Annotated in this window: 24 protein-coding genes; 11 read left to right on the top strand and 13 right to left on the bottom strand. The window is 74.8% G+C overall.

Features of this window, described 5'->3' with window-relative positions; genetic code table 11:
* Window positions 1–24: 24 nt before the first annotated feature.
* Window positions 25–981, top strand: a complete 957-nt coding sequence (locus SM573_RS12355) for a zinc-binding dehydrogenase (RefSeq protein ID WP_474616115.1) — start codon at window positions 25–27, stop codon at window positions 979–981.
* 99 nt (window positions 982–1,080) lie between these two features.
* On the opposite strand, the gene SM573_RS12360 is transcribed toward SM573_RS12355, so the two are convergent.
* The 3 genes from SM573_RS12360 to mobA form a co-directional block, all read right to left on the bottom strand.
* Window positions 1,081–2,250, bottom strand: coding sequence for a T3SS (YopN, CesT) and YbjN peptide-binding chaperone 1 (locus tag SM573_RS12360; protein WP_474613468.1), 1,170 nt, complete (start codon window positions 2,248–2,250; stop codon window positions 1,081–1,083).
* A 278-nt stretch (window positions 2,251–2,528) separates the two neighbouring features.
* The gene (locus SM573_RS12365) at window positions 2,529–2,786 is read right to left on the bottom strand and encodes a DUF6457 domain-containing protein (RefSeq protein ID WP_474613467.1); all 258 of its coding nucleotides are present in this window, start codon (window positions 2,784–2,786) and stop codon (window positions 2,529–2,531) included.
* A complete protein-coding gene (mobA, locus tag SM573_RS12370) occupies window positions 2,783–3,421 on the bottom strand; it encodes a molybdenum cofactor guanylyltransferase (protein ID WP_474613466.1) in 639 nt (212 codons plus the stop codon). Before mobA ends, SM573_RS12365 begins: the two co-directional genes overlap by 4 nt.
* 51 nt (window positions 3,422–3,472) lie before the next feature.
* Here mobA and fdhD point away from each other — a divergent pair, with 51 nt between their 5' ends.
* Window positions 3,473–4,327: a formate dehydrogenase accessory sulfurtransferase FdhD gene (gene fdhD / locus SM573_RS12375; RefSeq protein WP_474613465.1), complete on the top strand. Its 855-nt coding sequence runs from the start codon at window positions 3,473–3,475 to the stop codon at window positions 4,325–4,327.
* A 16-nt stretch (window positions 4,328–4,343) separates the two neighbouring features.
* Here fdhD and SM573_RS12380 read toward each other — a convergent pair whose 3' ends face one another.
* Both SM573_RS12380 and SM573_RS12385 read right to left on the bottom strand, forming a co-directional pair.
* Complete coding sequence (locus tag SM573_RS12380; RefSeq protein ID WP_474613464.1) at window positions 4,344–5,069, bottom strand: GAP family protein; 726 nt, start codon at window positions 5,067–5,069, stop codon at window positions 4,344–4,346.
* A 309-nt stretch (window positions 5,070–5,378) separates the two neighbouring features.
* Entirely contained in the window at window positions 5,379–6,428 is a 1,050-nt protein-coding gene (locus SM573_RS12385) for a DUF4192 domain-containing protein (protein WP_474616116.1), read from the bottom strand.
* 183 nt (window positions 6,429–6,611) lie between these two features.
* Between SM573_RS12385 and SM573_RS12390 the strand changes: the two genes are divergently transcribed.
* The 5 genes from SM573_RS12390 to SM573_RS12410 all read left to right on the top strand — a co-directional run bounded on the left by SM573_RS12390 (window position 6,612) and on the right by SM573_RS12410 (window position 13,449).
* A complete protein-coding gene (locus SM573_RS12390; protein WP_474616117.1) occupies window positions 6,612–7,526 on the top strand; it encodes a fructosamine kinase family protein in 915 nt (304 codons plus the stop codon).
* Window positions 7,523–8,536 carry a GTP 3',8-cyclase MoaA gene (gene moaA, locus SM573_RS12395; RefSeq protein ID WP_474613461.1) on the top strand — a complete coding sequence of 338 codons (1,014 nt, stop codon included), beginning with the start codon at window positions 7,523–7,525 and terminating at the stop codon, window positions 8,534–8,536. Before SM573_RS12390 ends, moaA begins: the two co-directional genes overlap by 4 nt.
* Before the next feature lie 2 nt (window positions 8,537–8,538).
* Window positions 8,539–8,802, top strand: coding sequence for a MoaD/ThiS family protein (locus SM573_RS12400; RefSeq protein WP_474616118.1), 264 nt, complete (start codon window positions 8,539–8,541; stop codon window positions 8,800–8,802).
* Window positions 8,803–8,812: 10 nt separating this feature from the next.
* Window positions 8,813–10,057 carry a metallophosphoesterase gene (locus tag SM573_RS12405; RefSeq protein WP_474616119.1) on the top strand — a complete coding sequence of 415 codons (1,245 nt, stop codon included), beginning with the start codon at window positions 8,813–8,815 and terminating at the stop codon, window positions 10,055–10,057.
* 200 nt (window positions 10,058–10,257) lie between these two features.
* Entirely contained in the window at window positions 10,258–13,449 is a 3,192-nt protein-coding gene (locus SM573_RS12410) for a UvrD-helicase domain-containing protein (protein ID WP_474616120.1), read from the top strand.
* Between the two features lie 143 nt (window positions 13,450–13,592).
* On the opposite strand, the gene SM573_RS12415 is transcribed toward SM573_RS12410, so the two are convergent.
* Together SM573_RS12415 and SM573_RS12420 are read right to left on the bottom strand one after the other, a co-directional pair.
* Window positions 13,593–14,276: a prepilin peptidase gene (locus SM573_RS12415; protein ID WP_474616121.1), complete on the bottom strand. Its 684-nt coding sequence runs from the start codon at window positions 14,274–14,276 to the stop codon at window positions 13,593–13,595.
* Between the two features lie 10 nt (window positions 14,277–14,286).
* Window positions 14,287–15,294: an EamA family transporter gene (locus SM573_RS12420; protein ID WP_474613456.1), complete on the bottom strand. Its 1,008-nt coding sequence runs from the start codon at window positions 15,292–15,294 to the stop codon at window positions 14,287–14,289.
* Between the two features lie 420 nt (window positions 15,295–15,714).
* On the opposite strand from SM573_RS12420, the gene SM573_RS12425 reads away from it, so the two are divergent.
* Both SM573_RS12425 and SM573_RS12430 read left to right on the top strand, forming a co-directional pair.
* The gene (locus SM573_RS12425) at window positions 15,715–16,209 is read left to right on the top strand and encodes an LppU/SCO3897 family protein (RefSeq protein WP_474613571.1); all 495 of its coding nucleotides are present in this window, start codon (window positions 15,715–15,717) and stop codon (window positions 16,207–16,209) included.
* Window positions 16,210–16,445: 236 nt separating this feature from the next.
* Entirely contained in the window at window positions 16,446–17,687 is a 1,242-nt protein-coding gene (locus SM573_RS12430; protein WP_474613455.1) for an AAA family ATPase, read from the top strand.
* 24 nt (window positions 17,688–17,711) lie between these two features.
* Here the strand turns inward: SM573_RS12430 and SM573_RS12435 are convergent, their stop codons facing one another.
* Entirely contained in the window at window positions 17,712–18,257 is a 546-nt protein-coding gene (locus SM573_RS12435) for a GNAT family N-acetyltransferase (protein ID WP_474613454.1), read from the bottom strand.
* 133 nt (window positions 18,258–18,390) lie between these two features.
* On the opposite strand from SM573_RS12435, the gene SM573_RS12440 reads away from it, so the two are divergent.
* Both SM573_RS12440 and SM573_RS12445 read left to right on the top strand, forming a co-directional pair.
* Entirely contained in the window at window positions 18,391–18,939 is a 549-nt protein-coding gene (locus SM573_RS12440; protein ID WP_474613453.1) for a DoxX family protein, read from the top strand.
* A 215-nt stretch (window positions 18,940–19,154) separates the two neighbouring features.
* A complete protein-coding gene (locus SM573_RS12445; RefSeq protein ID WP_474616122.1) occupies window positions 19,155–20,594 on the top strand; it encodes a glycosyltransferase 87 family protein in 1,440 nt (479 codons plus the stop codon).
* Window positions 20,595–20,624: 30 nt separating this feature from the next.
* Here the strand turns inward: SM573_RS12445 and SM573_RS12450 are convergent, their stop codons facing one another.
* The 5 genes from SM573_RS12450 to SM573_RS12470 all read right to left on the bottom strand — a co-directional run bounded on the left by SM573_RS12450 (window position 20,625) and on the right by SM573_RS12470 (window position 26,651).
* Complete coding sequence (locus SM573_RS12450; protein ID WP_474613451.1) at window positions 20,625–21,053, bottom strand: molybdenum cofactor biosynthesis protein MoaE; 429 nt, start codon at window positions 21,051–21,053, stop codon at window positions 20,625–20,627.
* A complete protein-coding gene (locus SM573_RS12455; RefSeq protein WP_474616123.1) occupies window positions 21,050–22,309 on the bottom strand; it encodes a molybdopterin molybdotransferase MoeA in 1,260 nt (419 codons plus the stop codon). Before SM573_RS12455 ends, SM573_RS12450 begins: the two co-directional genes overlap by 4 nt.
* A gap of 47 nt (window positions 22,310–22,356) precedes the next feature.
* Complete coding sequence (locus tag SM573_RS12460) at window positions 22,357–22,827, bottom strand: MogA/MoaB family molybdenum cofactor biosynthesis protein (RefSeq protein WP_474616124.1); 471 nt, start codon at window positions 22,825–22,827, stop codon at window positions 22,357–22,359.
* The gene (gene moaC / locus SM573_RS12465) at window positions 22,824–23,315 is read right to left on the bottom strand and encodes a cyclic pyranopterin monophosphate synthase MoaC (RefSeq protein WP_474616125.1); all 492 of its coding nucleotides are present in this window, start codon (window positions 23,313–23,315) and stop codon (window positions 22,824–22,826) included. Before moaC ends, SM573_RS12460 begins: the two co-directional genes overlap by 4 nt.
* A 276-nt stretch (window positions 23,316–23,591) precedes the next feature.
* On the bottom strand, window positions 23,592–26,651 hold the full coding sequence (locus SM573_RS12470) for an AfsR/SARP family transcriptional regulator (protein ID WP_474616126.1): 3,060 nt from the start codon (window positions 26,649–26,651) through the stop codon (window positions 23,592–23,594).
* Between the last annotated feature and the right edge of the window lie 344 nt (window positions 26,652–26,995).

The following is a 26,995-nucleotide window of genomic DNA, read 5'->3' on the forward strand; positions in this document are numbered from 1 at the left end:
GGAGCGGAAGAAGCGGGGGGCGTCATGCGGGCGGTGTGGTTGCGCGAGTTCGGCGGGCCGGAGGTGCTCACGGTGGACTCGGCTCCCGACCCGGTGCCGGGGCCGGGCCAGGTGCTCATCGACGTGGCGCACGCCAACATCACCTTCGTCGAGACGCAGTTCCGGGCCGGCCGGGCCGGCCCGTTCGGCGGCACCCCGCCGTTGATCCCCGGCAACGGGGTGGGCGGTGTGATCTCCGCGGTCGGCGCCGGCGTCGACCCGGCCCTGGTCGGGCGGCGTGTGGTCAGCGGCCTGCGCGGCTCCGGCGGGTACGCCGAGCGGGTCGCGGTCGACGCCGCGATGCCGATCGAGGTGCCGGACGGCCTGGCCCTCGACGACGCGGTGGCGCTGCTCGCCGACGGTCGCACGGCGGCCATGCTCGTCAACGCGGTCGGCCTCCGGCCGGGCGAGCGCGCCCTCGTGGAGGCGGCCGCGGGCGGGGTCGGAAGCCTGCTAGTGCAGCTCGCCGCCGCGGCGGGGGCGCGGGTGGTCGCGCTCGCCGGCGGTCCGCGCAAGGTGGCGCTGCTGCCCGGGCTGGGCGCGACGGTGGCGGTGGACTACCTCGACCCGGGCTGGACCGACCGGGTGCGGGACGCCACCGGCGGGGTGGACGTGGTCTTCGACGGTGTCGGAGGCGAGATCGGGCGGGCGGCGTTCACCCTGCTCGACCGGGGAGGTCGCATGATCAGCTTCGGCCTGGCCAGCGGCGAGTGGGCCGACGTCCCGGCCGACGACGCCGCCGCGCGGGGCGTCACGCTGCTCCGGCCGGACGTGCCGCCCGCGCGGCTGCGCGCGTACGCCGAGAGCGCGCTGGCGGAGGCGGCGGCCGGGCGGCTCCGGCCGGTCATCGGCCAACGGTTCCCGCTGGAGCGGGCGGCCGACGCGCACGCCGCCATCGAGGCCCGGGCGACGGTGGGCAAGACGCTGCTCGACGTCCGCTGACCGGGGCCCGCCCCGGGCCGGTGGGTCTGCGGCACGGCGGCGTGGCGGCCGGACGGGAGCCCGGTGACGTGCGGCGCCCCGGGCGGCGTTAGGAGCCCGTCAGAGGTACATCCCGGTGCGGTGGTCGCCCTCGTCGCGGCGGGCCGCCTTGTCCCCCTCGCCGAAGAACCGTTTACCGCCGAACTCGCCGTGCAGCCGGTCGTCCAGCTCGTCGGCGAGCCCGGTCATCACCTGGACGGCCAGCATGAGGTGGGTGGGCTGGAAATTGCGGCCGAAGACCGGGATGGACGCCCACACCGTGTCGTCGGCGCAGTAGAGCCGGCCGATCGGCATCCGGTTGGTCAGCTCGGAGAGCTTGACGTACAGCCGCTCGGTCGGCTCGACCTCGGTGAGCACCGGGGAGAAGACGTCGACCAGGGGCGGATTGTCCCGGACCCGGACGAACACCATCGCCGAGCCGGCCCGGATGTTGATGTCGCCGTCCGAATCCACCTGTAGCCGGTCCGAGTCGGACTTCAACATGGTGGAGACGACAGTGCGAACGCGCTCCTCCAGCGCCAGCACGTCGTTCTGCTCCGACTGGGCGGCGACGGCCTCGATCAGCGCGTCGTCCAGCTCCTCCTCGCCGACGCGCTCCGACCCGAACTCGCTCCGCGCGGTGCCCAGCGGCCCGCCGGGCAGCGGCTCGCCCTCCGCGTCGTGGATCAGGTAGACGAGGAACGCGGGGTGCGGCGCCCCGTACACGTCGCGCAGGGTACGGGAGAGCAGGGCGGCGACCCGGTTCGACTCGGCCGTCGCGCCCTCCAGGCCGAAGTACTCCCCGGAGCCCGGCAGGACACCGGGCGGAGACCAGCCCAGCGCGATCATGTCGGCGACGGCCATGCGGTCCAGCCGGTAGCCCTCCGGCAGGCCGGCGTTGCCGACCGCCCGGGCCGAGAGCCGACCCTCCTCGCCCACGTCGATGCCGATCGAGTAGACGGCGTCACCGGTGCCGGAGGCCGTCGGGTCGAGGGTGAGCTCGACGTGCGCGCCGGTGGGCAGGGCGGGCAGCCGCTCGGCGAGGGCCCGGGCGAACTCCTGCCACGCCTGCGTGACCTTGGCCCGCAGGTCCGCGGTGCTCGGCTCGTCGAGCAGGATCGAGTCCGGATGCTCCGGCTGCGCCGCGCCCGGGTGGGCGGGCGGGGTCGCGCCCGGGTGGGCCGCCGGCGGCTGGGCCGCGGTGGCGCCGGGTGGTTCTCCGGGCGGCGCCGAGGGGTGGTCTGCCGTCATGATCGCCTCCGTCCGTCACGGTCACCCTACCCACGGGGCCGGGAGGTCGAATCAGCCCCGACCGTGATCGGACACCCGGGTCACCCGAACCGGCCCGACCGGCCGCGCTCGGTGAAGAAACTCCTGGTCAGGGCGGTGCGACTCGTGCCGGGACGGCCGCCGGCGTGGCTCGCGCCGGATCGACCGGAGCGGTGGCGCCCGCCGGAGGCCCGGCCAGCGGCGCGCCGGGCGGACGGTGGACGCGTCGGGTGGTCGACGTCGACGGTCGGCGGTGACGCTCAGGCCGTGCCGGGGTCGGCCCCCAGCTCCACCGGCCACGTCGCGGCGAGCGCACTCAGACGGGCGGCCGCGTCCGCCGGGTCGGCGCCGCGCCCCACGGCCAGCCCGAGGAGGTACGCGGAGACCGGTGCCCCGGGCCGGAGCACCTGGTGGGCGACGTCCTTCGCGAGGTCGAGCACCGCGGGCACCGGGACCTGCGCCCGGTCGAGACCCAGCTCGGCGCAGGCCGCCGTGACCCAGTCGTCCATGACCGTCATCGCGCCCACTCCTCCGCCCGGCGTACGTCCTGGTCAGTGTCGCAGTCGAACCACGGCGGCGGACCGTCACCGGCCCAGGCCACCTCGCGCACGGCCAGCCCGTCCACCAGCGCGCGCACCGGGGCGCCCGCGAGGGTGCCGCCCCGGTCGGCGGCGAGCCGGGCCAGCGCGGCCCGCAGCGCGGGCACCCGCCACACCCCGCACAGCGTCTGTCGCCGCCCGTCGGCATCGACGAAGCAGGCACCGTCGGCCTCGACCCGGGCGGGTGTCACGCCGTGCCCGCCGGCCCCCGCCGGCGGGGCGAGCTCCCGCAGCAGGACGGCGACCGCGTCCCGGGTGAGCAGCGGCAGGTCCGCGGCGAGGAGGGCGACCACGGGGACGTCGGGACCGAGCAGCGCGAGCCCGGCCGCGGTGGCGGCCACCGGACCGGCGCCGGGCGGCTGCTCCCTGGTGACCAGGACGCCCGGCGGGGGCGGGTCGGCGGGCCCGACGAGGACCCGCGGTGCGGCGTCGGCGACGGCTGACAGCACCCGCGCGCGCATCGGTCGGCCGCCGACCGGCAGCGCCGGTTTGTCCACCCCGCCCATCCGGCGGGCGGCGCCACCGGCGAGCACCACGGCCCCGTAGGTCCCCACCCGGCCACGGTAGCCGTGCGGACGCCCCCGCGCGGGGTGCAGGATGGCGGGGTGGGACGGGCAGCTGATCGACGTGGCGTACTCCGGATCGACCTCGACGCGGCGGACGGCCGCACGTCGGTCCGGCGGCCGGACACCCTCGCCGTCGAGGAGCCGCTGGAGATCCGGGTGGGTGCGGCCGGGCCGGGTCGACGGCGGCCGCTCGCGGTGACGATGCGGACGCCCGGCGACGACCTCGACCTCGCGATCGGCTTCCTGCTGACCGAGGGGCTGATCCGGTCGACGGACGACGTGCACACGGCCCAGCTCTGCGCCGGGGCGGAGACACCCAACACGTACAACGTCGTGGACGTCGTACTCGCGCCCGGCGTGCCGGAGCCGGCCACCGACCCGGCCCGGAACTTCTACACCACCAGCTCGTGCGGGGTCTGCGGCAAGGCCAGCATCGACGCCGTCCGGACCCGCTCGCTCTTCCCCGTGGCCGGCGACGCGGTGACCGTCCCGGCCGGGGTGCTGGCGGAGCTGCCGGACCGGCTGCGCGCGGCGCAGCGCGGCTTCGAGCGCACCGGCGGGCTGCACGCCGCCGGCCTGTTCACCGCGACCGGGGAGTTGGTCGTGCTCCGGGAGGACGTGGGTCGGCACAACGCGGTGGACAAGGTGATCGGGTGGGCGGTACGCGAGCGGCGCCTCCCGCTCGGCGGGCATGTGCTGATGGTCTCCGGCCGGGCCAGCTTCGAGCTGACGCAGAAGGCGTGGATGGCCGGGCTGCCGGTGCTGGCCGCGGTCTCCGCGCCCAGCACCCTCGCCGTCGATCTGGCCGAGGAGGCCGGGATGACCCTCGTCGGCTTCCTGCGCGGCCGCACGATGAACGTCTATGCCGGTCCGCAGCGCGTGCTCACGAGCTGATCCCCGCCGGCCGCCCTCAGCTGAACAGGTCGATCCGCACGGCGCCGCCCAGCAGGCCGAGCCGGACCGCGGCGTCGCGGGCGATCAGGAAACCGGCGATGCCGAGGACCCAGCCCAGCGCACCGCCCGCCTTCTGCGAGATCCACGTGTTGAGCCGCCCCAGCACCCGCTCGATGGGGGCGGGGAAGGCCAGCCGGGCACCCAGCAGCACCAACGCGGGCACCACCATGACCACGCAGTAGCCGGCCAGCACGGCCACCACGGCCGGGCCGGAGAGGTCGGCCGTCGACAGCAGGGTCACCGCGCCGAGGTACGGCAGCATGGTCGCCACCTCGGCCAGGGCGGCGAGCAGCGCCAGCCCCATCAGCCAGCGGACCGAGGAGTCGCCGGAGGTGGCGCGGTCACGCCAGCGCAGCACCCCGCCGCCGGAGCGGCGCTGCCGCTTGCCGTCGTAGCGGAAGCTCAGCACGAAGAGCCCGACGCCGAGGGCGAGTTGTGCCCAGAGCACCGGCCGGTGGTCCAGTGCCCCGCTCACCGTGTCGGCCAGGCGGGTGCCGCCCCAGACGAGCAACAGGCCGACGCCGAGGTAGAAGCCGGCGATCGTGCCGAGGTAGGTGAGGATCCGCCCCACCCGGATCGGACCGGGCGTGAGCAGCAGCCAGACCGGAATGAAGAGCGTGCCGATGCTGGTGCTGTCGATCAGCGCCAGGCCGGCGAGCGTCAGCAGCAGGCCGGCGTTCATCGGTTCGTCGAGGGGAGTACGGGCACGCAACGATTCTCGGACGGTCCCCGAACGGGTGAATCGGCCCCGGGAACGAACACCGCGTACATCCTTCGAGGGAGCGACCGCGCCGCGACGCCGCACCTGCCGGGCCGTGGCCCGCGACGCGCTCGCGTGGCGGGGCGTGGCCCGCGACGGCTCGCGTGGCGGGGCGCGGCCAGCGACCGCCCGCCTGGCTTGGCGCGCCCCCGCCGGTCGGGGGCTCGGCCCGCGCCCGATCACCTCGCGGGTGCCGCCCGCGACCACCCGCCAGGCGGGGGGGGTGACCGGTCAGCGGCCGGCCGGGCGGCGTCGCCGTCTCCGGGGGCGGACCAGGCCCGGCAGGCCGATCTCGGGCCAGCCGTCCAGCTCCGTGGGGGGTACGCCTCGGCGGAGCAGGTCGTCGAGGAGCACCGCCAGCGAGTAGCCCGGATGCTCGGCCAGCGCCCGTTCGAGGGCGACCGCGGCGAGCGCTCCCTGACCGGCCCGCCAGGCGGCGAAGGCCAGCAGGCTCGCCGGGGCGGCGATCAGATCCGGCTCGGCGCGCCGCAGCACCTCCGTCCAGAGCGCGAGGTCGCGGTCCCGCCCGTCGGTGCGTTCCCAGGCGTGGTCGCGGACCGGCACGTGGGTCAGGAGCAGGCTGAGCCAGGCCACCTCGTCGTCGCCGTGGCGCTCCCCCCGGCGCTGCCGGCGCATCGCCTCGCGCACGGCGGTCACCCCGGCGGCGCGCACCGAGCGCCCACCCACCAGATCGCCGGCGGGCGCCTGTTCGAGGAGGCGCACCAGGCGCCGCTCGGCCTCGGCGGTCGCCTGTCGCATGGCCTGCCGCGCCGCCCCCTCGACCGGCGCCACCTGCGCGACCAGCGCGGCCCGGTCGGGCAACGCGACCTGACCGGCGAGCACGGCGGACGCGGTGAGCTGGTTGGACTCCGGGGCGTACGGCCGGCCCTCCGGCGGGCAGCACGCGGGCTCGGCGCAGACGTAGGACCACCACCGCCCCTCGGTCACCCGCAGCACGTCGAGCAGCTCCAGCCCGATCCCGGTCAGCGCGGCACGGACCGCGTCCACCGCCGGGGTGACCCGGGCCGGCGGCCCGTAGCCGACCACGGTGGCGGCGTCGACCCGCTGCCGGCGCACCACACCGGCGAGGTGCCGGGCGGGGTCGGCCGGATCCTCCTCGGGGGCCGGCAGGTCCGCGCGGGCGGCGAAGACGATCCGCCGCCCGCGCAGCGCCACCACGACCACGCTGTCGGCGGGGTGGAAGCCGAGCAGGTAGGGCACGGCGGCGAGCAGGTCGGCGGGAGAGCGCACGGCGAGCCGGGCGGGGTCGGTGGAGGTCATGGCGTCAGCCTGCGGGCGGGCGCGCCGGGCCTGCTGCCCCTGTGGACGACACGCGCGTCGTCCACAGACACGCAGAGTGTTCTCCCTGGTCGCGCGCGTACGGCACCGGTCCGGTCCCGACGGACCCGCGGAATCCGAGCGGCTACGGCGGCCGGTGTCGGGGGGAGGCGTTACCGTGCGCTGATGGACCTCGCGTACCTGCGGGCACATCCGACGCAGCTGCCGACCTTCCTCACCCACCAGCGGATCCGGGAGACCCCGGTGTCCGGCGGTGACATCTGCGCCGCGTCCCGCCTCACCCTGGACGACGGTCACTCGGTCTTCGCCAAGACCTGGCCCGAGCGCGCCGACCGTCCCGTGCCGGAGGGCTTCTTCGCCGCCGAGGCCGCGGGGCTGCGCTGGTTGCGGGAGGCGGGGGCCGTGCCGGTGCCCGAGGTGATCGTCGCGCTGCCCGACCTGCTCGCGCTCGACTGGGTGGAGCCGGGCGAGCCGAGCCCGGCGGCGGCGGAGCGCCTCGGCCGCGAGCTGGCCCACCTGCACCGGGCCGGCGCGCCTTCCTTCGGCGCCGAGTGGAGCGGCTACATCGGGGCGCTGCCGCAGGACAACACCCCCGATGACGGGCCGTGGTCCCAGTGGTTCGCCCGGCGTCGACTGACCCCGTACCTGCGCCGCTCCCGGGAGAACGGCGCGCTGACCGGTGCCGAGGCGGCCCTGGTGGCGGAGGTCGTCGAGCGGATCGCCGAGTTCGGCGGCGACGAACCCCCGGCGCGGGTCCACGGTGACCTGTGGCCGGGCAACGTGCTCTGGGGCGCCGACGACCGGGCCTGGCTGGTCGACCCGGCCGCGCACGGGGGGCACCGGGAGACCGACCTCGCCCAGCTGGCGCTCTTCGGCGGCGCACCGCACCTGGACCGGGTGCTCGCCGCCTACCAGGAGGTGTGGCCGTTGTCCGACGGTTGGCGGGAGCGGGTGCCGCTGCACCAGCTGCATCTCCTGCTGGTGCACACGGCGCTCTTCGGCGCCGCGTACCGCGATGCGGTCAACCGCGCGGCCCGTTGCGCCCTGGCCGGCCTCGACCGCGCTACGGTCGAGCGGTGAACGCCGCCCAACCGACCGACGGCGTCCTCGTCGACCGCTACGGCCGGGTCGCCCGGGACCTGCGCGTGTCCTTGACCGACAAGTGCAACCTCCGCTGCACCTACTGCATGCCGGCCGAGGGGCTGCCCTGGCTCGCCGGGCCGGAGCTGCTCACCGACGACGAGATCGTCCGGCTGGTCCGCGTCGCCGTGCAGAGGCTGGGCGTGACGGAGGTGCGGTTCACCGGCGGGGAACCGCTGATCCGTCCGGGGCTCGCGGGCATCGTGACGGCGGTGGCCGCGCTCGATCCGCGTCCCACGATCTCGCTCACCACGAACGGGATCGGCCTCGACCGGGTCGCCCCGGCGCTGCGCGACGCCGGCCTCGACCGGGTGAACGTCTCGCTGGACACGCTGGACGCGGCCCGGTTCACCGAGCTGACCCGTCGTCCCCGGCTCGACGCCGTGCTGGCCGGCCTGGCCGGCGCGGCGGCCGCGGGCCTGACCCCCGTGAAGATCAACAGCGTGCTGATGCGCGGGGTCAACGAGGACGAGGCACCGGCCCTGCTCCGCTTCGCCATCGCCCACGGCTACGAGCTGCGCTTCATCGAGCAGATGCCCCTGGACGCCCAGCACGGCTGGAACCGGGCCGACATGGTGACCGCCGACGAGATCCTCGCGTCGCTGCGCCGCGAGTTCGACCTGCGTACCGATCCGGTGGAGCGGGGGTCGGCACCCGCCGAGACCTGGCTGGTCGACGGCGGCCCGGCGCGGGTCGGGGTGATCGCCAGTGTCACCCGCCCGTTCTGCGGCGACTGCGACCGCACCCGGCTCACCGCCGACGGCCAGGTCCGCGCCTGCCTCTTCGCCACGGAGGAGTCCGACCTGCGGGGCGCGCTGCGCGCGGGCGTGGACGACGACGGGCTCGCCGACCGGTGGCGTCGCGCGATGTGGGGCAAGCGGGCCGGCCACGGCATCGACGACCCCACGTTCCTGCAACCTGCCCGGCCCATGTCGGCCATCGGAGGGTGACCGTGACCGACCTGACGACGGCGACTCTCACCATCCGCTATTTCGCCGGTGCCCGGGCGGCCGCCGGCCGCAGCGAGGAGGTCGTGCCCGCCGGCCGGTCGCTCGACGACGTCACGGCCGACCTCGCCGTACGGCACGGCGACCGGCTCGCCGCGGTACTGCGGGTGGCGAGTTTCCTGGTAGACGGCGTGACCTGTCATGATCGACGCACACCGCTGCCGGCCGGGGTGACGATCGACGTCCTGCCCCCCTTCGCGGGCGGCTGAGGGAGGGCACGTGTTGGCGGCACTGGGGTTTGTAGCCACCCTCGCCCTGGTCACCGGCCTGATCCACCTGTACTTGTGGAAGCGTCTCGTCCGGGACACCACCCGGCCGGGGCGCTCACGGCGGATCGGCGGCGTCACGGCGGTGGTGCTCGCGCTGCTGGTGCCGGCCACGATGGTGGGCACCCGGGCGGAGCTGCACTGGCTGGCCTGGCCCGGCTACCTCTGGCTCGCCCTGATGTTCTACCTGCTGGTGCTGCTCGTGGTGCTGGAAGTGCCGATGCTGGTGGCCCGGCTGGTGCTACGCCGCCGGGTGGTCACCGCCGAGCCGACCGCCGCCGCGCCCGAGCCGGTGCTCGTCGGGGCGGCCGGCTCCGCCGACCCGCCGGCCGCCGCGGCGGTCGCGCAGCGCGACCACGACCCGTCGCGTCGCCTGCTGCTGGCTCGCGGCGCCGCCATCTTCGCCGGGCTCACCGCCGCCGGCGTCACCGGGTACGGCGTCCGCACGGCCCTCGGCCCGCCGCAGCTGGACCGGGTGCGGATCCCGCTGGCCAAGCTGCCGCGAAGCATGGATGGCCTGCGGATCGCCACCGTCTCGGACATCCATCTCGGACCGCTGCTCGGCCGCGCGCACACCGAACGCATCGTCACGATGATCAACAACCTGGACGCCGACATCGTGGCGGTCGTCGGCGACCTCGTCGACGGCACGGTCGCCGAGCTGGGCGAGGCCGCGGCCCCGCTGCGCCACCTGCGCTCCCGTTACGGCAGCTACTTCGTCACCGGCAACCACGAGTACTACTCCGGGGTCGAGGAGTGGGTGCGGGAGGTCGACCGGCTGGGGCTGCGCGTACTCCAGAACCAGCGGGTCGAGATCGCGGCGCGCGGGGGCGTGCTGGACCTCGCGGGCGTCAACGACGTCTCCGGGCGGGGCACGGGCCTGGCCGCCGGGCCGGACTACGCCGCGGCGCTCGGTGACCGTGACCCGTCCCGCCCCGTGGTGCTCCTCGCCCACCAGCCCGTCGCGGCGGTGGAGGCGGCGAAGTACGGCGTGGACCTGCAGCTGTCCGGGCACACCCACGGCGGCCAGATCGTGCCGTTCAACCTCGCGGTCCGGCTGGAGCAGCCGGTCGTCTCCGGCCTGGGTGAGGTGGACGGCACGAAGGTCTACGTCACCAACGGCGCCGGTTTCTGGGGTCCACCGGTCCGCGTCGGCGCCCCTCCCCAGGTCACCCTGGTGGAGCTCCGCACCCCCTGACCCGGCCGACGCCGCCCGTCGACCTCTCCGTCGGTCATCCGGTGGCCGCCGCGACACGCGCCGGAGCAGGGAACGGCGTCGTTCTGCGCGACCGGTGGCGGGCGCGGTGGCGGCCGCGCGACACGGTGGTCGCGAATTGCGCGTGTCACGTGTGTGCGTGGCGGCGGGCGGGGCTCGGGTCGGGCGTGACAGGATGCGGCGTGCCTCCGTTCAGCGCCGCACCCCCCGGTGGCCGCCCGCCATTCGTCGCGGATCTGCACATCCACTCGAAGTACTCCCGCGCCTGTAGTCGGGACCTCACCCTGCCGAACCTCGGCTGGTGGGCCCGGCGCAAGGGCATCGGGCTGCTCGGCACCGGCGACTTCACCCACCCCGCCTGGTACGACCACCTGCGCGAGACCCTGCACCCGGCCGAGCCCGGCCTCTACCGGCTCAGCCCCGAGGCGGAGCGGGACATCGCCCGTCGGCTGCCGCCCCGGCTCGCCAGCGAGGCGGAGAGCGACCCGGTGCGGTTCATGCTCAGCGTGGAGATCTCGACGATCTACAAGCGGGACGACCGCACGCGCAAGGTGCACCACCTGATCTACCTACCCGACCTGGACGCGGTGGCCCGGTTCAACACCGCGCTGGGCAGGATCGGCAACCTCGGCTCCGACGGGCGGCCGATCCTCGGTCTCGACTCCCGTGACCTGTTGGAGATCACTCTCGAGGCCAGCGGCGACGGCTACCTCGTGCCGGCGCACATCTGGACGCCGTGGTTCTCCGCGCTGGGCTCGAAGTCCGGCTTCGACGCCATCGCCGACTGCTACGCCGACCTGGCCGAGCACGTCTTCGCGGTGGAGACCGGCCTCTCCTCCGACCCGGAGATGAACTGGCGGGTCGGCAGCCTGGACGCCTACCGCCTGGTGTCCAACTCGGACGCGCACTCCCCGCCGGCCCTGGCCCGGGAGGCGACGGTCTTCGCCACGGACCGCGACTACTTCGCCGTACGCGACGCGCTGCGCACCGGCGACGGCCTCGCGGGGACCATCGAGTTCTTCCCCGAGGAGGGGAAGTACCACGCCGACGGGCACCGGCTCTGCGGCGTGAACTGGGCGCCGGAGCGCACCCGGGAGGCGGGCGGCCGCTGCCCCGAGTGCGGCAAGCCGCTGACCGTCGGGGTGCTCAGCCGCGTCGAGGACCTGGCGGACCGGCCGGAGGGATACCGGCCGGAGCACGCCCGGGAGGTGACCCACCTGGTGCCGCTGGCCGAGATCCTCGGCGAGATCAACGGCGTGGGCGCCCGCTCGAAGAAGGTCGACGGGAAGCTCAACGAGCTGATCGCCGCGCTCGGCCCGGAGCTGGACGTCCTCACCCGTGTGCCGCTCGACGAGATCGCGCGGGTCGGCGGTGAGCTGCTCGCCGAGGGCATCGGCCGGCTGCGGCGGGGCGACGTCCGGCGGGTTCCGGGCTACGACGGCGAGTACGGCGTCATCACCCTCTTCGACCCGTCCGAGCTGTCGGGACGGGCGGGCGGTGCGCAGGCGGAGACGCTCTTCGACGTACCCGTGCCGGAGCAGCGCCGGCCCGCGGAGCCGGCGGCCCGGCCACGGGCCAAGCGTCCGGCGGCGGCCAAGGCCGAGCCGAAGCGGAAGGCTCCGGCGCCGCCGCCGCCGATCGCCCCGCCGCCCTCCCCGCACGAGCCGTTCGAACCGATGCTCGCCGGCATGGAGGAGGTCGGCACCGGTCTGCTGGACCGGCTCGACGCGATGCAGCGGGTGGCGGCGTCCGCGCCGGGTGGCCCCCTGCTCATCGTGGCGGGCCCCGGCACCGGCAAGACCCGCACGCTGACCCACCGGATCGCATACCTCTGCGCGGAGCTGAACGTCTTCCCGGAGCACTGCCTGGCGATCACGTTCACCCGGCGGGCCGCCGAGGAGCTGCGGCACCGGCTCGACGGCCTGCTCGGCCCGGTCGCCGAGGACATCACGGTCGGCACGTTCCACTCGCTGGGGCTCACCATCCTGCGGGAGAACGCGGGCGCGGCCGGGCTCCCGGCGGACTTCCGGATCGCCGACGACGCCGACCGGGCCGGGGCCCGCGTCGAGGCGGGCGACGATCCCGCCGCCTACACGGCGCTGCTGCGCAAGCAGGGCCTCGTCGACCTGGACGAGCTGCTCACCCTGCCGGTGTCGCTGCTCACCGAGGACCGGGCGCTCGTCGAGCGCTACCGGGACCGCTGGCGGTGGGTCTTCGTCGACGAGTACCAGGACGTCGACGCGGTGCAGTACGAGCTGCTGCGACTGCTCAGCCCCGCCGACGGGAACCTCTGTGCGATCGGCGACCCCGACCAGGCCATCTACTCGTTCCGGGGCGCCGACGTGGGCTACTTCCTGCGCTTCTCGCAGGACTTCACCGACGCGCGGCTGGTGCGGCTGAACCGCAACTACCGCTCCTCGGCTCCGATCCTCGCCGCCGCGGTACAGGCGATCGCACCGTCGTCGCTGGTGCGCGGCCGGCGGCTGGACCCGGCCCGACTCGACCCCGAGGCCCCGCTGGTGGGCCGCTACCCCGCGACCTCCGTGGCCGACGAGGCCGACTTCGTGGTACGGACCGTCGACGAGCTGGTCGGCGGCCTCTCCCACCGGTCGCTGGACTCCGGCCGGATCGACGGCCGGTCCACCGCGCTCTCGTTCGGCGACATCGCGGTGCTCTACCGCACCGACTCCCAGGCCGCGCCGATCGTGGACGCGCTGACCCGGGCCAACATCCCCGTGCAGAAGCGGTCGCACGACCGGCTGCGGGACCGTCCGGGCGTGGCCGCCATCGCCCGGGAGCTGCGGCACGCGTCCGGGCTCGGTGGTGGCCTGGCCGCCCGCGTACGGCTGGCCGGCCAGGTGGTGGCGGAGCGGTTCGCCACGCCCACGCTGGACGGCTCCGGCTCGGTACGCCCCGAGGACGTCCGCGTCGCGGTGGACCTGCTCACCCCGCTCGCCCGCCGGTGCGGCGAGGACCTGGAGCTCTTCCTGTCGCAGCTGGCCACCGGCGCGGAGGTGGACGCGCTCGACCCCCGGGCCGAGGCGGTCACCCTGCTCACGCTGCACGCGGCCAAGGGGCTCGAGTTCCCGGTGGTCTTCCTGGTCGGTGCGGAGGACGGCCTGCTGCCGCTGCGCTGGCCCAGTTCGACGCCCGACGAGGACGCGGTCGCCGAGGAGCGGCGGCTCTTCTTCGTCGGGCTGACGCGCGCCCAGGACCGGCTCTACGTCAGCCACGCCGCCCGGCGCACCCGGCAGGGGACGGAGCGCGAGTGCGTCCCGTCGCCGTTCCTGGACGCCATCGACCCCGGCCTGTTCGAGCGCCTCGGCGACGCCGAGCCGCGCCGGCCGAAGGACCGGCAGCTGCGGCTGATCTGACCCCGACCGGCGTCCGTGCCGGACGGGGGTCGACCGGGTCCCGGGCCGGGGGCCCGGTGCCTCAGGCTCCGTGCCAGGGGACGGTCGGCGGTCGGCGGTGAACGACCCCGGCCGCGCACGGCGGTGACCGGCCGGACGGTCGGTCAGGCGAGCAGGACGGCGAGCCACGCGCCGGTGAGCAGCGCCGGGCCGAGCGGCAGCGGGCTGTCCCGGCGTACCCGGCGGGCGGCGAGCAGCGCGAGCACCAGCAGGCCGGCCAGCAGGTGTGGCAGGAGCAGCCCGAGCCACAGGGTCGACCAGCCCAGCCAGCCGAGCGGCAGGCCGAGCACGGCCGCGAGCTTGACGTCGCCGAAGCCGAGCCGCGACCCGGGCAGCAGCGCGAGCAGCACGTGCGCGCCACCGGCCACGGCCGCCCCGGCCAGCGCGCCGACCAGCCTCATCGGCGTGCCGGTGATCGCCGTGGCGACGGTCAGGCCGCACACCGCGACCAGCGCGGCCGCGCCGACCAGCGGATCGGGCAGCCGCAGGCAGGCCAGGTCGACGAGGGCGAGCACCAGGCCGACCGCCGCGAGCGCGAGGAACACCGGCAGGGCCGGTTGGGCCCCCAGCGCCGCCGCCAGGCCCCCGAACGCGACCGCGCCGGCCACGGCGGGCACGGCGTGCCGGCCGGCCGGAGGGGACACGGCCACGGCGTCGGGCGGTGCGACCGGCGCGTCAGCCACCAGGGGCGGTGGGAGGGTCGTGACGACGTGCCGGGCGAGCCGGACGCCGCCGAGGCCGGCCAGCACCCCGAGCAGCGTCACGGCGATCATCGGCCCGGCGGACACCGGCCCGACGTTACCGGCGCACGGGCTCTGGCGGCGGCCCCTCTCGCGGGCGGCGCGGGCGCTCGGTGGTCACCACGAGGGCCACGCCGGCCACGATCACCGCGCCGCCGAGCAGGACCTGCGCGGTGATCGGCTCGGCCGCCAGCAGCGCGCCGAGCGCCACCGCCACCGCCGGGTTGACGTACGCGTACGTCGACACGAGCGAGATCGGCGCGTTCTGCAGCAGCCAGACGTACGCCGTGAAGGCGACCAGGGATCCGGCGACCATCAGGTAGACGAGCGCGAGCCAGGACCGGCCGCTCACCTCCGCCGGGTCGAAGCCGTGCAGCTCGCCCCGACCGACCGCGAGGAGCAGGAGCACGACGGCTCCCGCCACCATCTCGTAGACGGTGGCGACGAACGGGTCCGAGGGCATGCGGAGGCGGTTGGAGAAGAACGACCCGATCGACCAGGAGGCGGCGCCCGCGACGACGGTGAGGGCTCCGGCCAGCGGCACCGCGTCCGCGCCCCCGCTGGGCAGGACCAGCAGGATCAGGCCCACGAAGCCGAGGGTGACCCCGCCGAAGGTCCAGAACCGGGGCCGGTCGCCGGTGACCGATCGGAGCAGCACGACGAGCAGCGGCACGGTCGCGACGAGCAGGGCGGCGATGCCCGAGGGCAGGGCCACCCCGGGCGGGCCGGACTCGGCGAGCACCACGAGCCCGTTGCCGCCGGCGAGGAGCAGCACGCCGACCAGCCCCGCGGAGGCGAGCTGCCGCCGGTCGACCCGGAGCGCGCCCGGCCCTCGGCGTATCCGCAGGACGAGCGCGAGCACCACGGCTGCTGCCGCGAAGCGGGCAGCCGCGGAGGTGAGCGGCGGCAGCGTCTCCACCGCGATCCGGATCCCCAGGTAGGTGGAGCCCCAGAGGATGTAGACCAGGAGCAAGGCGGTCCAGACCACGGCGGGTGTGGCGCCGCCGGGAGCGGGCGCGCCGATCGGATCGGCGGGACGGGACGTACGTGGGGAAGTCGAGCTCATCGCCGGTCCACGCTACGGTGACGTCGGCGTCGGCGTCCCATGTTGGTGGCCGGCCTCTCACCACTGTCCAGGAGGACGTTCATGGCGAACTACGGATCACCGGGTGGCGACGTCCCGGACCCGTGGCGCGGGCAGCGGCCGGACGAGGCGTACGGGGCGACGCCCGGGGGTCCCGGTTGGGGCGAGCCGCAGGGCGGCTTCCCGACCCGCGACAGCGGTCAGCGTGGCTACCCGGGGCAGCACGGCGACCCGCGCCACGGCCAGCCGCGCTACGGCGAGCCGCGCTACGGCGAGTCGCACCACGGGGGGTACCGCCACGAGCCGGGTCCGCACCACGGCGGCGACCCGCGCTGGGGCGTCGCACCGCACGAGCCGGCCGCGCCGGAGCCGGCGTACGGGTCCGCCTCGGGATGGGACCCGGTGGGCGGGCCGGTGCCGTACGCCGGGGCCCCGGCGCCCGTCCGGCGCGGTCGTGGGCCACTGATCGCGGTGCTGGCGGTCGTCGTGCTGCTGGTGCTGGCCGGCGGAGCGGTGCTCTACGTCCTGAACGGCGACGAGCCGGCGGCGCCGGCGGCCGCGCCGAGCGCCTCCGCTTCCATCGAGGCGGCCGACCCCGACGTGCCGGAGCCGACGGGGGCGGCCGCCGCGCCCGCCCCGGAGTCCTCGGCCGATCCGCGCTTCGTGAAGGTCGGCCAGTGCGTCCGCAACGAGGGCCCGGCCGGCGGGAAGCCGAAGCTGCTCATCAGCGGCTGCGGCGCGAACACCTACGAGGTGCTGCGCCGGTTCGACGGCACGACCAGCGGGGAGAAGGACGCCGAGGCGAAGTGCGCCAAGGTGACCGGCTACACGAACTGGTACTTCTTCGACAGCGAGCTGGACACGCTCGACTTCGTCCTCTGCCTCAAGCAGCGGTAACGCTCCAGACGCCGGCTCGGGGTCGCGGGCCCGCTTCGCGCCGAGGGAGAGCCTGCTCCTCCTCCGAACGCTGCGGGTCGGTGGTGAGCAGCGCGGCGACGGTCGTAGCCAAAACTAGTGCTGTCTAGCGTGGACGCTAGACAGCACTAGTTTCTTGTCGAGGATCCCCGACACGCCGGTAGCCCCATCTATCCATGTCTAGCCTCCCAGCTAGACGGCCCGATACTCTGCGATGCGTGGATCCGGTGCGCAACCCGTACGCCCCGGGCGCCGGCCAGCGCCCGCCCGAACTCGCCGGGCGGGGGCGGGAGCTGGACGTCTTCGACATCGTGCTGGAGCGCATCGCGCGCGGGCGGCCCGAGCGGAGCCTGATGCTGACCGGCCTGCGCGGCGTCGGCAAGACCGTGCTGCTCAACACCCTCCGCTCCCAGGCGATCAACCGGCTCTGGGGCAGCGGCAAGATCGAGGCCCGGCCCGACCAGTCCCTGCGCCGCCCGATCGCCGCCGCGCTGCACATGGCGGTCCGGGAACTCGCCCCCCGGCACCGCGCGCCCGACCGCATCGACGCGTTCCTCGGCGTGCTCAAGGCGTTCGCGCTGCGTGCCGCGCCCACCGGGCGGGCCGGCGCGGCCCCCAGGCTGCGTGACCGCTGGCAGCCCGGCATCGACGTGCCGGCCAGCAGCGGCCGGGCCGACTCCGGCGACATCGAGATCGACCTCGTCGAGCTGCTGACCGACGCCGCCGCCGTGGCCAGCGACGTGGGCACCGGCGTCGCCATCTTCATCGACGAGATGCAGGACCTGGGCCCCGAGGACGTGTCGGCGCTCTGCGCGGCCTGCCACGAGCTCTCCCAGCTCGGCGCCCCGCTGATCGTGGTCGGTGCCGGCCTGCCGCACCTGCCGGCCGTCCTCAGCGCCGCGAAGTCATACTCCGAACGCCTCTTCCGCTACCAGCGGATCGACCGGCTCGACCGGATCGCCGCCGACCAGGCGCTCTGCGCCCCGGCCGAGCGGGAGGAGGTCGAGTACGAGCAGAAGGCGCTCGACCTGCTCTACGAGAAGTCCGGCGGTTACCCCTACTTCGTGCAGGCCTACGGGAAGGCCACCTGGGACCACGCGCCGCGCTCGCCCATCACCGCGGCCGACGTGCGGGTCGCCGCCCCCGAGGCCGAGGCGGAGCTAGCCGTGGGCTTCTTCGGCTCCCGCTTCGAGCGGGCCACGCCGGCCGAACGCGAGTACATGCGGGCGATGGCCACCCTCTCGCTCGTGGAGACGGAGACGGGCGGCGTGGTCCGGGACGACATGGACGCCGCCGTGCCGACCTCGGAGATCGCCCGCGCGCTCGGCAGGAAGCCGGCCAGCCTCTCCCCGGCGCGGGACGCGCTCATCAAGAAGGGGCTGATCTACTCGGGCGAGCGGGGCACGGTGGCGTTCACCGTCCCCCACTTCGGCCGTTACCTGCGCACCCAGCCGGCCTGATCCGCACGGGCGACGGCACGAGGCTCAGACCTTCGACCAGGGTGGCGGGAAGACCACCTCGCCGCGCGGCGGCGGCGGGGCGTCGCTGGTCGCCGGTGGCAGCACCAGGGCCTGCCACGGCTCACCCAACCCGGACCACGGGCTGGTCAACCCCATCCGGTCGGCCCGGCTGAAGCCGAAGCGGCGGTAGTAGGCGGGACTGCCGAGCACCACGACCAGCCGCTCACCCAGCTCGGTCGCGGCATCCAGGCCGGCCTGCACGGCGGCGGTGCCGTGCCCGAGCCGCTGGCGGTGGGGAGCCACCGCCACCGGGCCGAGGGCCAGCGCCGGGGCGGATCCCTGATCGGATTTCACCCGTACGCGGGTGAGCAGCGCGTAGCCGACCACCTCGCCGCCGTACTCGGCGACCATCGCGAGTTCGGGGATCCAGGCGTCGGAGGCGCGTAGTTCGTCGACCAACCCGACCTCGGGCGGGGTGGCGACGTCCGGACGGGCGAAGCCGGCGGCGAGCACCCGCCGGACCGGACCGGTGTCGGCCGGGTCCTCGGGTCGCAGCCGCAGCGTCGTCACGCGCGCGACGTTACCCCCAGGAGCCCGTCCATCCGCGACGGTCGCTCGAATCGGCGTGGCGCGACGTGCACGCTCGCCGATCGGATCGGCCGTTGCCGGGGTGACCGGGGTCGCGAGGGGGTATGACTGAGCCATGAAACCCGTACGCTCCCTCGCCCGCGCCATGTTGAGCGGCATCTTCGTGGTCAGCGGGTACCGCAACTTCGTGAATCCCGAGCGGCTGGTGTCGTCCGCCAAGCCGATCACCGATCGGGTGACGCCGCTGATCGAGCGGACGAACCCCCGTCTCCCCACCGACGCCGCGACGCAGATCCGGGCCAACGCGGCCGTGCAGGTCGGCGCGGGCCTGCTGTTCGCCACCGGAAAGTTCACCCGACCGATGGCGCTCGTGCTGGCCGGCACGCTGGTGCCGGTGACCCTCGCCGGGCACCGCTTCTGGGAGAACGAGGACCCGGCGATGCGGAACAACAACCAGGTGCACTTCCTCAAGAACCTGGGGCTCCTCGGTGGGCTCCTGCTCGCCGCCGCCGACACGCAGGGCAAGCCCGGCCTGCGCTGGCGTACGGGCCACCGCATCGGCCACTCTCGACGCTCCGTGCAGCGGGCCGTCCGCACCGCCCGACGGGAGGCCCGCGTCGCCACCGCCCGCGCCACGGCCACCGCCCGTCGTCTGCCCGGCTGACCTGCGTCGATACCTCCCCTCGGCACGTCCCACCCCGCCCAACGGCGCGAATCACCTGAACCGCGCGGTAGGCGTTAACGCGGTGGAAATGTCAAAAACTTGTGTGGGATCGGACACGGTCGCATAACGCGGGAGGCATCAACGTGAGGCGCCGTTCTAGGCTCCGTGCGGGACCTGGACGGGTAGGACGAGCTTGGTACGGGGGTGGCCACGCCATGCCGGCGACCGTCGGGAGACGGGCGGACCGCCTCGCCACCGTCCGACGCGTGACGAGTGGGATCGATCGCAGGAAGCTCGTACGCATCGGCATCGTGGCCGCCGTCGCCTACGCCGCGTGGCTCGCCGTGGGCGCCTTCGGGCGGCCGTACAACTTCTTCGACATGAAGATCTACCACGGCGCGGTGGTGTGGTGGGCGACCGGACACGACCTCTACGAGTTCGTCGCGCCCGAGACCACACTCGGTTTCACCTACCCGCCGTTCGCCGGCCTCGTCATGCTGCCGATGGCGCACCTGCCGGTCGGGGCCGCCGGCATGGTCAACGCACTGGCCAGCCTCGCCGCGCTGGCCGTCGTCCTCGTGGGCCTGCTCCGCCCGATCGTGGACCGGCTCGGCTGGCCGTTGTGGTTCACGGTCGCCCTGGCCGTGCCCCTCGCCGCCGCCATCGAGCCGGCGCGGGAGACCCTCGGCTACGGCCAGGTCAACCTCCTGCTCTTCGCCCTGGTCATCGCCGACCTGATCGGCCTGCGCTGGCGCTCCCGCCGCGGCACCCACGTGTCGCCCGAGGACGGGCCGCTGCTGCGTTTCGTCTACAGCGGCGCCTGGGCGGGCGTCGGCATCGGCCTGGCCACCGCCGTGAAGCTCACCCCCGCGCTCTTCATCGTCTATCTCATGCTCACGCGGCAGTGGCGTGCGGCGATCACCGCGATCGCCACCACGGTCGGCGTCACGCTGGCCACCTTCGCGATCGTCGGCGGCGAGTCGCGGGCCTACTTCGGCGGTGTGCTCTGGCAGACCGAGCGCGTCGGCGCGGCCGACATGACGCCGAACCAGTCCCTGGCCGGCCTGCTGGCCCGCCTGTACGACTCGATCGAGACGCCGGGCCTGCTCTGGTTCGCGTTCTCCGTACTGATCCTGGCGCTGGGGCTGTCCCGGGCGGCCACCTCGCACGCCGACGGTGACGAGCTGACCGCGTTCACGCTCGTGGGGCTCACCACCAACGTGATCAGCCCGATCTCCTGGACGCACCACCTCGTCTGGGTGATCCCGGCGATCATCGTGCTGGCCGACGCCGCCGTCCGACGCCGCGAGGCGAGCCGTGGCCTCGCGTACCGGGCCGCGTCGGCCCCCGCGAACGGTGGCCTGCCCGGTGTGAACGGGCTCCGCCCGCCGATCTGGTATCCCACGCTGACCGGGATGCGCCACGGCGTCGCCGCGATCGTGCTGTACCTGCTCTTCCTGATCTCACCGATCTGGCCGTACGAACACCAGCTGCCGGAGGTGTCCCACTACCAGGACGGCCTCTTCGGCGCGCTCATGGAGAACTCGTTGGCGGTGGCCCTGATCGTGCTGGTCGCCGCGCTGCCCTGGCGGCCCGGTGCGGAGCCGGTGTTCTACGCCGACCGGATGGGCCGGGTGGCGGCGGCCCGCCGGTGAGGCGCGGACCGGCGGGTCGGTGGGCGCCCGTCAGGGGCAGTTGACCCACTCCTCGGTGCCGTCGGCGAAGACCTGCCGCTTCCAGATCGGCAGCCGTGCCTTCACCTCGTCCACCAGCCGGGCGCAGGCGGCGAACGCGGCGGCCCGGTGCGCGGTGCTCACCGCGGCGACCAGGGCCACGTCGCCGATCGCGAGCGGACCGACCCGGTGGGACACGGCGACCGCGTACACCTCGGGATCGGCGGCGACCTCGGCGGCGACCTCGCGCAGGATCCGCTCGGCGCTGGGGTGCCCCTCGTATTCGAGGCTGGTCACCGCTCGGCCGTGGTCGTGGTCGCGCACCACGCCCTGGAAGGAGACCACCGCGCCGGCCCGCGGGTCGGCGACCGCCGCCTCGTGGGCGGCCAGGTCGAGCGGCCGGTCGGTGACCTCGCCGAGGGCGAGAGTGGGTGCGGTCATGCGGGACGCTCCCCGGGTAGCAGTGGCAGTGGCACCACCGGCACCCGGGAACCGGGTTCGCCGCTGGTGCCCGGGCTGATCATCGCGAAGCCGTCCGCGCCGGCGAGCCCGCGCAGCATCGCCGAGCCGACGTGGCGTACCGGATACGCGGTGCCGGCGGCCCGGTCCAACCGGACCAGCGCGAGGTGGGTGTAGTCGCCGCGCCCCGGCACCGGCTCGGCGAGGGTGGCGTGCGGCAGCACCGGCATCGGCCGGCCCTGGAGGCCGGCGAGCAGCGGGGCGACCAGCGAGACCAACGCGACGATCGCCGACTGCGGGTTGCCCGGCAGGCCGGCCACGAAACGCGGGCGGCCGTCCGCCCCGGTCAGCCGGGCCAACAGCATCGGGAAACCGGGCCGCACCGCCACCGTGTTGACCACGTAGTCGGCGCCGAGCTCCGCCAACGCGGGATGCAGGTGGTCGACCGGGCCGTGCATGGTGCCGCCGGTCGTGCACACGACGTCGGCCTCGGCCAGCGCCCCGCGCAGCGCCGCGACGTGGGCATCGAGCGTGTCCGCGACGGGGCCGACCACGTCGGCGGGACGGATGTCGCAGCCGTAACGCGCCAGCCAGGCCGGCAGGGCGGGGCCGAGCGCGTCACGGACCCGCCCGGCGCCCGGCGGACCGGCGGTCAGCAGCTCGTCGCCGAAGACCAGCAGGGCCGCGCGCGGCGCCCGCCGCACGGGCAGCGTGTCGTGGCCGCAGGAGGCGGCCAGCCCGATCACGCCCGGGTCCACCGGTGTGCCGGCGGGAAGCAGCTCCTCGCCGGCGTACGCCTCCTCGCCCGGCCGCCGCCACTCCGGGCTGCTGCGGGGTGTGCCGGTGACGCGACCGTCCCCGGTCCGGTCGGACTCCTCGATGCGCAGCACCGCCGTCGTGCCCTCGGGCACCATGGCTCCGGTGGCGATCTCGACGGTGGTGCCGTCCTCGGTCAACGGCGACGGTGTGTGGCCGGCCAGCACCCGGCCGACGACCCGCCAGGGGCCCGCGCCGCGCACCGCCCAGCCGTCCACGCTGGAGGTGGGGAAGGCGGGCAGGTCGGTGCGGGTGGTGAGCGGCTCGGCCAGGGTCAGCCCGTCCGTCTCGGCGAGTGGCCGGGCGCTCGCGGGGAGTACGGCCTCGAGACCGGCCGCGTACACCCGGGTACGCGCCTGCGCCCAGTCGACCGGTGCGGACACGGCGGTGTGCTGGGCCGTCGCTGCGGTTTCCGTGCTCACCGGCCGAGCCTATCCGGGCGGAGAGGGGTCCGCTGGGCCCCTTCGGTTCAGTGGTCGCCGCCGCGCAGCTGGTCGACGGCGTGGGTGAGGATCGGGCCGAGCACGGCCAGGCCGTCCCGGGCGCCGCCGGTCGAGCCGGGCAGGTTGACCACCAGCATCCGGCCGACCACTCCGGCCAGGCCCCGGGAGAGGGCCGAGGTGGGGACCCGGTCGCGGCTGTGCGCACGGATCGTCTCGGCGATGCCGGGGATCTCGTAGTCGAGCAGCGCGCGGGTCACGTCGGGCGTGCGGTCCGACGGGGTGATGCCGGTGCCGCCGCTGGTCAGCACCACGTCGACCCCGGCGGCGAGCGCGGCGCGCAGTGCCTCGCCGACCGGCTCGCCGTCGGGCACCACCACCGGCTCGTCGACCTCGCAGCCCAGCTCCCGCAGCCCGGCGACGAGCAGCGGACCGCTGGTATCGGCGTAGACGCCGGCGGCGGCCCGGTTGGAGGCCACGATCACCCGGGCCCGGATCACGGTCGGTCCTCCGGACGGACCCACTCCCCGGTCTTGCCGCCCTCCTTGCGCAGGACGCGTACCGACTCGACGGAGGCGGCCGGGTCGACGGCCTTGACCATGTCGATCAGGGCGAGGCCGGCGACCGCCACGGCCGTCAACGCCTCCATCTCCACACCCGTGCGGTCGGCCGTGCGCACGGTCGCGGTGATCTCGACGGTGTCGGTGGTGGGCTCGAGTTCGACGGTCACACCGTGCACTGCGATCGGGTGGCAGAGCGGGATGAGGTCGGGGGTGCGCTTGGCGCCCATGATCCCGGCGAGGCGGCCGACGGCCAGGGCATCACCCTTCGGCAGGCCGTCGCGGCGCAGCAGGTCGACGACCTCGGGCGTGGTCCGCAACCGACCCGCCGCGACGGCCCTACGACCGGTCACCGCCTTCTCGGAGACGTCGACCATGCGGGCCGCACCGGCGGTGTCGACGTGGGTGAGCTGCGCGGATTCTGTCACGGCCGCGAGCCTATCCCGCCGGCACGACCGGGGCCCGCCCACCGTCGATGCGTCCGGTGGGGAGGAGCGACGCGCGGTGGCGGTCGCGACGGGGTGCTGCCCGCGCGGCCGCACGCCATGGCGTCGCTCCTCCCACACCACCCGCCGTCACAGTCGCTGGGGGGACCCGACCGGCGGGCGACACGGCGACCCGGTTCTGACGGCACGCCAGAACCTCCCCCGTTCGCCGACACGCCCGGACTGTAGGCGGGGCATCGATAAGAATTCGATAAGCGGTCAGTGGAGGGTGGACAAGTCGGCGAGCCGACGCTCCACGTCGGCGCGCTCCGGAACGCCCATCCGGCGGAAGATCGCCAGTGCCCGCTCCCAGTGCCGGCGCGCCTCGCCCGGGTCGGTGCGGGCGAAGTGCTCGCCGAGTCCCGCGAGCGCCCGCCCCTGCTCGTACGGGGACGGGATCCGGGTCGCCAGGCGCAGGGCCTCGCGGAGTCTTCGCAGGGACTCGTCCCCCCGGCCGGCGGCGGCGAGTGTCCGTCCCAGCTCGTTCAGGGCGGCCGCCTCGATGTACCGCTCTCCCGAGTCGCTCGCCAGAGAACGAGCCAGCTCGTGCTCCCGCTCGGCCTCGACCAGTCGCCCGAGCGCGCGGTACGCGGCGCCCAGGTCGTTGCGGACCTCCGCCTCGGCGTACCGGTGCCCCGTCCGGTCGCGCAGCGCCAACGACGCCTTCAGCAGCCTGATCGCCGGACGGTGCTGCCCGAGTCGCACCCGCACCCCGCCGATGTGGGCGAGGGCGTTGAGGATGTGGAAGTCGTTGTGGCGGATCCGTGACCAGTGCAGGTGCAGCCGGTGGATGCGGAGCGCCTCCGCGAGGCGTCCGCTCGCCGCGAGTGCCAGCCCCAGGTTGGGTAGGCCCACCGATATGTCGTGCCCGCCGTCCCCGCGAGGGTCCCGGAGGCTCTCCAGACCGACCGCCACGGCCTCCCGCAGGTCACCACGGAACATGTACACGACGACCAGGTTGGCCCGGTACCGGAAGAGATTCGCGTCGTCGCCCTCCCGTTCGCAGATCGAGACGGCCTTCGTGACGTGGTCGAGCGCGGCACGGTGGTCGCCGGTGCGGACGTACGCGGATGCCAGGTAGTTGTGCATGGAGGCGAGGCCGTGGGCGTCGCCGCAGGCCTCGGCGGCGGCCAGCCCGTGCCGGTGGGTCAGGAGGATCTCGTCGAAGTAGGCCCGGATGTAGCAGAACCGCCAGATGGTCCGGGCCAGGCGCCATGCATAGCCGTGGTGACCGGCTCCCTGCGCCCGGACGACCAGGGCGACCAGTTCCGCTCGTTCGCGCTCCAGCCAGTCGACGCCGACTGCTCCGATCTCGTGGAGCAGGTCGGGGCGACGTGGCGGCGGCGGTGACACCTGCGCCCGGATGAAGTCGGGCTCGATGCGTTCGGCCGCGCGCAGCGCGGCGTGCAGCATGACGTCGAGGAGTACGGCCAGGCCGGCGTGCCGGTCCTCGGCGGAGTCGACGTGTGCGGACAGCTCCGACGAGTACTGCCGGAGCAGGTCGTGCATCCGGTATCGGCCGGTCTCCACCTCCTCGACGAGGTGCCCGTCGACCAGCTCGTCCAGCGCGCGGGCCGCGACGTCGTGGGGCAGGCCCGCCGACGCCGCCGCCATCGCGGTGCCGATCCGGCTGCCCGGGTGCAGGCTCAACGCCCGGAACAGCCGTCGCGCGGTGGGGCTCAGCGGCTCGTAGGACGTGGCGAAGACACCGGCGAGGGTCCGCTGCTCCTCGGAGAGCTGCCCGAGCGCCGTCCCGTCGTCCCTCAGCAGCCCGGCAAAATGGGCGAGGCTCCAACTGCGACGCCGAGCGAGCCGCGAGCCGGCCAGCCGGATCGCCAGGGGCAGGTGGCCGCACCGCCGGACGACCTCTGCGGCCGCCTCCGGTTCGGCGGCCACCCGCTCCGGTCCGGCCGACCGCGCGAGCAGCGCGAGCCCCTCGTCCGGCGTCATCACCGGCAGGGACTCCGGCGGCCCCACGTCCAGACCCGTGAGCCGCACACGCGAGGTCACGATGAGGACGGTGCCGGGCAGCACGGGTAGGAGCGGGCGCACCTGGTCGCCGCTGGCGGCGTTGTCGAGCACCACGACGCAGCGGCGGCGAGCCAGCTCACGCCGCCACAGCTCCACCCGGCACACCGCCTCGACCGGGATCTGGTGGCCGGGCACCCCGAGCTGCCGCAGGAGGCTGGTGAGCGCGGCGGGCGGGGTGACCGGATCCTCGCCCCCGTGGCCGCGCAGGTCGATGAAGAGCTGCGCGTCGGGGTAGCGGTCGGCCAGGCGGCCGGCGACGTGGACGGCGAGAGTCGTCTTCCCGCTGCCCGCCATTCCGTCGATCACGTGCACCGCGGAGCTGTGGCTCTCCACCCGTCGGGTTTCCGCGAGCAACCGCTCGATGGCCCCGCCTCGGCCCACGAAATCGGTCACCGGTCTCGGCAGCCAGTGGTGCGCCCCCGGTGGGGTCGCGCCGGGGCCGCCGTCCGCGCCGGGTCGCTGTCGCGGCGGCGGCGACCCGGGTTGGCGGCCGGACGGAGACGGGTGCGGGGCGTCCTCGACGGCACGGCGCAGGAGCTGGAGTTCGGCGCCCGGGGCGATGCCGAGCTCCGCGCTCAGCACATCGCGGGCGCGGTCGTACGCGGCGACCGCCCCGGCCCGGTCGCCGTGCTCGTAGAGGGTCCGCATGAGCAGGAGGTGGGCGGATTCCCGGAGCGGATGACGACCGAGCAGGTCCCGGAGCAGCGGGACGGCGCGTTCGCCCTGCCCCGCGCGGCGCCACGCGTCGGCCAACAGCTCGGTGGCCGCGAGCCGCTGCTCCTCGGCGGCGGCGACCCGGGCCGTCAGCACCGGACCGACGGGGAGGCCGGCCAGCGCCGGTCCCCGCCACCGGCCGACGGCCCGCTCGGCGAGTGCCACCGCCTGCTCCAGCGCACCCTGGCCGAGCAGGAGCCGGGCCTGCCGGTACTCGGCCTCGAACCGGAACATGTCTATCGACTCGGGATCCACGCGCAGCCGATAGCCCTTTCCGTGCCGTAGCAACGCGTCCGCGGGGGCGCCCGCGGCCTCGAAGTTCCGGCGCAGATTGGCGGCGTACGTACGGACGTTCGGAACGGCCGACCGCGGCGGTTCGCCGGGCCAGAGTTCGTCAATCAGTTCGTCGACCGTCACGAGTTGTCCCGGGTGCGTCACGAGCATCGCGAGAACTGTCCGCTGTTTCGGCGTCCCCAACTGCAGGCTGCCTGAGGAAAGTTGCACCGCGAGGCCACCCAGAACGTGAATCTTCACCGGTCCCTCTGCTTTGGCACGGAATTGGGTATTTACATGATCACGTACCGAAGCATAGGCCGCGTCGGGTCGGATCGGGCGACCCGTTCACCGGCCTCACCGTTACCCTGCGCAACCGCCGGGCTCCGTCCTGATTTGAGTACCCAGCCCACCGAAAGTGCGGATGAAGGATCCGGCAACCTCCGCGACACTGGAGTGGCAACCCAGCGTTAACGTTCACCCGCACTGCGGATGACACCGTGGATTGCGCCGATTGGGTTAAGCGCTCTCCGCTCAGGAGTGCGGACAGAACGTAACAAATCCGCCCTAGCTTGGCTTATGTTGCGCATACCGACATTAATGCT

The sequence above is a fragment of the Micromonospora xinjiangensis genome, from assembly GCF_056150165.1.